Origin of the sequence: Ancylomarina longa, from assembly GCF_003996985.1 — a bacterium.
Classification (GTDB): domain Bacteria; phylum Bacteroidota; class Bacteroidia; order Bacteroidales; family Marinifilaceae; genus Ancylomarina_A; species Ancylomarina_A longa.
The window spans coordinates 1-1,477 of the sequence record NZ_RJJX01000065.1 but is presented as its reverse complement, the minus strand read 5'-3'; the positions used below and the strand labels follow the sequence as shown (position 1 = coordinate 1,477).

Below are 1,477 nucleotides of genomic sequence, written 5' to 3'. Positions count from 1 at the left end.
GAAAAAACTACTGAAATTTGTTAGTAAAAACACGGAAACAATGGTAAATGAAGCCATTGTTTGTTTTTCTACTGCAATGAACTCATTTGGCTCATTTAATTCCTTTTTAAGCGTTCAATAATTTAAAATTTCGGGATTTTTAACCTAAAAAAGGAAGCTTTAAAAGCTCGCTAATTAGCAAACTTTTAAAGCTTCCATCTTATTTATTAGAAATATTAATCGGTTGTGCAACGGTTACCATTGTTATGCGCTTTTTTTATTCCTTAATATTTTGACAATTCGGCTATAAATGATTTCCGCTAAATTCCAGTCATATCCATCAAAATTAGTTGTATTATTGAATTGAATGACAACCATGTCCATGTCTTTGTGGTATTTGGCAATACTCTGATAGCCAACAAGCAGACCTGCATGTTCGTACACGTAAATGGAGGAATAGATTTCCTGTTCACCTTCATTAAACACCGAACCATCGTTTAATGCGCGCAAGAATATACCCACATCTTCTGCTGTAGCTAGCATTAAGCCTGTATCTTCAGTTTTGAAATCAGTTTCAACTCCAACATAATAGCCACTCATCACATCATCTATATCCACTTCACTTAGCGAACCGAAAGTATGTTTCAGCCCGAGTGGTATCAGGATTTCCTCTTTTATATATTGCTGGTGGGGATAGCCCAACGTTTTATCAATGAGGTCCTCAATCAACATATAATTGGTATTTGAATAACCATAATCTTCACCTGGTTCAAAGTCAGCTGGTAAATCCAGTGCGTATTCAAGTGTTTCTTGTCTGTTTTTTGGAGGTTTTGTCCAAAAATCAGGATGGTCAACAAAATTGGGAATGCCACTCCGATGTTGTAGCATCATTCTCAAGGTTATCTTGTCTGAACATTCAATTCGTCCCGCAAGTTCCGGGAAGTAATCAGCGAGTGTTTTATCCAAAAACAAACGACCTGCTTTGACTAATTTTGCGGTAGCAACAGCGACATAGAGCTTGGTGATACTGGCAATCTTGAATAAGGCTTGCGGGTAGGCAGGTATTTTATTTTTTCGGTCGTGCCAGCCTGCGGTATAAAACTCCGGTGGCTTTCCAGCTTGGTCCACATAAACAATCATTCCATCAAATCCAAAATCAATTGCTTCATTTAGTTGTTCCTGAACCGTATCAGGTAGTGGTAAAATCCAAGCCTTTACCAAAATCCATGGTACGAAGTATAAGGAGCTTATGCTTGCAATAATAAATACGATTATGAGTATTCGTTTTGTCTGTTTCATCTTCATAATGTCATTCTATTTGAGGGCGATGCACTTTATTAAATTGCGCATAACGTAAAAGTGTTTTATCCTTTCGTTTGTTAAAACTAACAAAACATTATTTAGAATACCGATTTTAGATTCTGAGAATAGTTCTAAATAAAGGATAAAACATAGTTGGACAATGTCGCCGGAACTATGGGTATTTAATTGGTTTGTT

General features: G+C 36.4%; 1 protein-coding gene. It reads right to left on the bottom strand.

Annotation, left to right across the window (positions count from 1 at the left end):
* Positions 1-243: 243 nt before the first annotated feature.
* On the bottom strand, positions 244-1,278 hold the full coding sequence (locus DLK05_RS16440) for a serine hydrolase domain-containing protein (RefSeq protein WP_235832027.1): 1,035 nt from the start codon (positions 1,276-1,278) through the stop codon (positions 244-246).
* Between the last annotated feature and the right edge of the window lie 199 nt (positions 1,279-1,477).

Excerpts from the sequence above, each read along its gene's own strand:
- DLK05_RS16440 (WP_235832027.1), bottom strand. The coding sequence starts at position 1,278 with ATGAAACAGACAAAACGAATACTCATAATCGTATTTATTATTGCAAGC.